We start from the raw sequence: 4,294 nt of genomic DNA, 5'->3' as shown, positions 1-4,294 counted from the left end.
ACCACAGCGCGGATGAAATGGATAGTAAATCCACCCTTCTTCGGGATGTTGGCGGGCAGTATGTCGTTGTTTTGAGCAGCACCTGAATGATGCGGATATCTGTGCCGTTCTCCAGCAGATGCGTGGCGAAGCTGTGCCGCAGCGTGTGCACCGTCACCCGCTTGTCGATGCCGGCGGCGGCACGCGCCGAGCGGCAGGCCGAATAGAGAACCGGCACGTCGATTGGCGCGGTTCCGTCACGACCGGGAAACAACCAGTCCTTCGGCCGGGCCAGTCGCCAGTAAACGCGCAAGATACGCAGCAACTGCGCCGACAGCATCACATAGCGGTCCTTGCCGCCCTTGCCGTGGTGGACGAGCATGACACCGCGTTCGCTGTCGATGTCGCCGACCTTCAGGCCGACGGCTTCAGAGGCGCGAAGGCCTGCAGCATAGGCCGTGGTCTGCGCCGCCCGCGTCTTCAGGCTCGGCACAGCCTCCAGAAAACGGACCACTTCGTCGGCGGTGAGCACCACCGGCAGGGTGCGCAGCGTACGGGCGTAGGGGATGCGTTCCGGGATCCCGGCATGGCCCAGCGTCACGCCGTAGAAGCACACACCGTCTGGTTCAAAGCCGGCCACGATATCCCGTTTGCCACCAGGTGAACCTGGAAGGCGCGCACGTCCTCCAGACCCAACCGGTCCGGCGACCGGCCGAAATGCCGCGAAAACTTGGCTACTGCGTGAACGTAGGATCGCTGCGTTGCCGGCGACAGATTGCGGATCGTCATGTCCTCGATCATGCGCCGACGAAGCGGGCTCAACTCGGCCATCTCTCATCTCCTGTTCTCAAGATTGCGCTTCAACAGCCGCACTCCTTCAAAACAGAAGCGTCATCCGCAAACCTACACACCAGATGCCGCGTCAGCGGCGTCGTTCAATCCTACGATTCTTTCAAAAAAGGAAGCGCTCTAGCCTAGTCGGCTGCACGAGCCGCATCAGGAGCCGCGCCACGGTGGACTTGCCGCAGCCGGATTCACCGACGATGCACAGCGTCTCGCCCGCTTCGACGGAAAAGGATACATCCTCCACCGCCCGGATAACCGAAATGCTTTTCTTGAAGATTCCCGAGCCAAGCGGATAGTGCTTGGTCAGATTCTCGACTTTCAGCAAAGGACCGTTCATGCGCCCATCACCTCTTCGGCGCGCCAGCAGGCCGCCGCGTGGCTTGACCCGACATCTCGCAGGACCGGCGTCTTTTCGCGACATATGTCGCTAGGGAACGGGCAGCGAGGCCACATCCTCCATGCTCACAAGGTATGGCTCGATGAAATCGCCCCGAAGGTCTTGCCTGACAGCAAGCTCGGCGAAAGCGCGTCCTACACTGTCCAGTGGGACTATCTGACGCGCTAACCGGGGACGGCAGCATGCCGATTGAAACCGGCCGAGCCGCATCAAAAGTAGGTTTCCGGTTCTTCGTCCCGCCGAATATCAAGCGTCGCGCAGTGAAAACCGCCAGTGTAAAGCCTACAGTGTCGTAGCCTGGTGGGAATCGGGGTAAAACCTGCTTTTTCGAGGCTGCGGATCGTTTGCAGTGCCTGATCGTTGATGATCACGCGTTCTGGGTCGATCGACAGAACATTCATCGAAATATACTTACTGGCGAGTGGGATTTCTTCACTCCGCACGTTCAGGGTTTCCTCGTCGGCAAAAATGATCGCGTCCCAGCTTTGTAAGCCCTTCGGAAGTCGATTCCTCTGATCGAACATCGCCTGTTTGACGAGGAGCGTGCCGGGTCTTAGCGGTAGCATATGACCGTCGATATGGTTGTCGGTAATCTCCACCTCATGCACCCGGAAGCGCCCGCCAAGGTGGCGCGCGAGCCATGCCGCTCCGAGGCGATGGTTTTCATTCACGGCATTCATGACTATGTCGCGGCCAAATTTTACGCACTGCGCACCATCGAACATTATCTCGAATTTCGAAATGTCAACGTCCGCGGGATTCTCGCCCGAATACGAACGGTCAAATGATTCGTCGATCATTAACGGCCGCGGCGCGATCGTCCAGCGCGCTCCGCGTTTGAAATAGTCGAGAAGGTGATCTTTGATAAGATCGTTCTCGAAGTAGCGGCCTCGCATCAATGGGGGCGTTTCGATAATTTCATCCCCAAGGACCATAAACTGGTCTCTTACGTTACCGCAAGGCGTCGCTACGTTACTCCAAAGAGGGGTTTTTATTTCTGGAATACTATCGAGAGGTTTTGGCCGCTTCACCACAATTCCGCACGACTCCAGCAACCTAACCAGATTTTCTATGTCTTCCGCTCGCTCCTCCTCAATTTGTTCCGGGTATTTGCGGAGGTCGTCGGAATATATGTTCAACTTCGTCAGCAATTTATTCCGCTGTTGATCAAACACGTTTTGGTAGTAAAACTCCCTGAAAGAAACATCGACATCGTTGACATCTCTCGGAATAGTTGTATTGCGATATTCTCCAACGATAACTTCTTGAAGAGGCGCCCATTCTGTGTAGATATTGACCGGGTTTTCCATAACTTCCTCCGTGTATCAAGCCGCGTCGAATTTAGGCAAATCGCGCGGCACAGGACCATACGACCCGTAATTAGTACGCCCCGGGGCGAAATCCCGACAGCTATCAACATTGGTGGGATGAGCAGCTGAGACTGGACTTTGGAACGCGGTGGAGGTCGGCTGATGCGGTTCATTGGGGCTTTGATGGCCCGGCGCTCATGGCGCTGCGGGCTGCAGCGTGATGGCGATCGCTCGGAACAGACTTGCGTCGGGACAGGCGGCGGCGAAGGCCAGACGGATGCGGGAGACCGTTTCGGAAACGCGGGCGCCGAGCTTGAAAGCCTGAGCCGCAGCGTAGCGAACTCGGCCTTGCGCAGATGAAGGGTCGTGGGCACCGCCTCGAGCAGGGTGGGCATCAACCAGTATGCGGCCGTGTGCAGGACGAGACGGACCCGGTTGGCAATCAGTGAGGGGAGCTGGTGCGGTCGGATGCGAGCTGGTTCTTGCGCATTTCTATCAGGTTGGCGGCCTGGCCGCAGGCGCAGTAGATTACGTCCTAGACTAGACATGCTCGGCGGAGCCTTTGTCGAGATTGGAACGACGAAGCGGATGTCGGGCCAAGGGTGGTTGCCTCAATGCGGGCGCAGGCGCGGGTTCCGTCTTCCATGATTTAGCCTTGTCTCGGGTCTCGGCACAGCCGCGCAGCACCGGCTTGTGCTCGAGCGCGCGGCGGGTGCGGATATCTTCGGCGGCTTCAGACGAGATGCTGGAGTACCTTGTTGCCGGGCAAGCCGAAGAGGTAGTCGATCGCATCGTTCCCGCACCAGGCCATGACTTGCGCCCGGCCATGGTGGCCAGGCGCTGTCGGGAATCTTGTGCGTGAGGCCGGTTGTCGCCATTGGCTACGAACCTTCGCGGAAGACCACGGCGAATTGTGTCCTGGCCTCGAACCAGTCGCGCGGGGCGCGTTTCCATTCCTCGGCGGCGCGGTTACAACCAGAGATAGCAGCTTCATCGCGGCGTCGTCATTGGGAAAGTGACCGCGCGTTCGCACAGCGCGCCGCAGCGCCTCGACGGCGTTTGTGAGGTGAAGGCGATCGCCCATGCCAGGATTAAGACCGACAAGATCGATGCCGGCGTTCTGGCGCAGCTCCATGCCAGCGGCTTTCTGCCGGAGGTCTGGGTACCTGACGAGCGGACCGAGCGGCTTCGCCGCCTCGTCGCGCGGCGCAACCAGGTAGTTCGGCATCGCACGCGCGTGAAGAACGAGGTGCATGGCATCCTGCAGGCGCACCTAGTGCCGAAGGGCCCGCATGCCGATCTGTTCAACAATCGCGGTCGCGCCTGGCTCGAGCGGCAGGTGCTTCCCGACGACGAGCAGGCCGCCATCGCTCGCCACATCCGCGAGATCGACCGCCTGGCCGAGGATCTGGCCGACCTCGATCGCGACATCGCCCGGGAAGCGGTTGATGATGTGCAAGTCCGGCGGCTTCAGACGATCACCGGCGTCAATGCCATCGTCGCGAGCGGTATCATCGCCGCGGTCGGCGACATCCGGCGGTTCCGCGAGCCGCAGAAGCTGGTGAGCTACTTCGCCTCAATCCGCGTGTGCGCCAATCCGGTCTTGGCTTGGCGCAATATGGCCGGATCAGCAAACATGGGCGTTCCCATGCCCGCACCATGCTGGTCGAGGCCGCTTGGGCGGCGGCGAAGGCGCCCGGACCGCTCAGGGCCTTCTTCCTACGCATCCGTAACAAGCGTGGTCATCAGGTCGCAGCTGTGG

General features: G+C 59.8%; 1 protein-coding gene and 5 pseudogenes. 1 reads left to right on the top strand and 5 read right to left on the bottom strand.

The features are described 5' to 3' along the window. Nucleotides 1-73 precede the first annotated feature (73 nt). The 5 genes and pseudogenes from NKJ55_RS35065 to NKJ55_RS35040 form a co-directional block, all read right to left on the bottom strand. A pseudogene (locus tag NKJ55_RS35065) lies at nucleotides 74-810 on the bottom strand (tyrosine-type recombinase/integrase); the annotation flags it as partial. 145 nt (nucleotides 811-955) lie between these two features. After that, nucleotides 956-1,162: pseudogene (locus tag NKJ55_RS35060) on the bottom strand (ATP-binding cassette domain-containing protein); the annotation flags it as partial. 269 nt (nucleotides 1,163-1,431) lie between these two features. Further along, the gene (locus NKJ55_RS35050) at nucleotides 1,432-2,532 is read right to left on the bottom strand and encodes a hypothetical protein (protein WP_352453877.1); all 1,101 of its coding nucleotides are present in this window, start codon (nucleotides 2,530-2,532) and stop codon (nucleotides 1,432-1,434) included. A gap of 195 nt (nucleotides 2,533-2,727) precedes the next feature. Beyond that, nucleotides 2,728-3,061, bottom strand: a pseudogene (locus NKJ55_RS35760) (transposase); the annotation flags it as partial. A gap of 352 nt (nucleotides 3,062-3,413) precedes the next feature. Then, nucleotides 3,414-3,604, bottom strand: a pseudogene (locus NKJ55_RS35040) (transposase); the annotation flags it as partial. On the opposite strand from NKJ55_RS35040, the pseudogene NKJ55_RS35035 reads away from it, so the two are divergent. Continuing rightward, nucleotides 3,596-4,294 (top strand): annotated as a pseudogene (locus NKJ55_RS35035) (IS110 family RNA-guided transposase); the annotation flags it as partial. The pseudogenes NKJ55_RS35040 and NKJ55_RS35035 overlap by 9 nt on opposite strands.

This window comes from Mesorhizobium sp. M0106 (assembly GCF_040322715.1).
In the GTDB taxonomy this organism is placed as follows: domain Bacteria; phylum Pseudomonadota; class Alphaproteobacteria; order Rhizobiales; family Rhizobiaceae; genus Mesorhizobium.
Note: the sequence above shows the minus strand (reverse complement) of the source record. Positions and strands in the feature narration are given on the sequence as shown.

Coding starts and splice junctions, on each gene's coding strand:
- NKJ55_RS35050 (WP_352453877.1), bottom strand. CDS start 2,532: ATGGAAAACCCGGTCAATATCTACACAGAATGGGCGCCTCTTCAAGAA.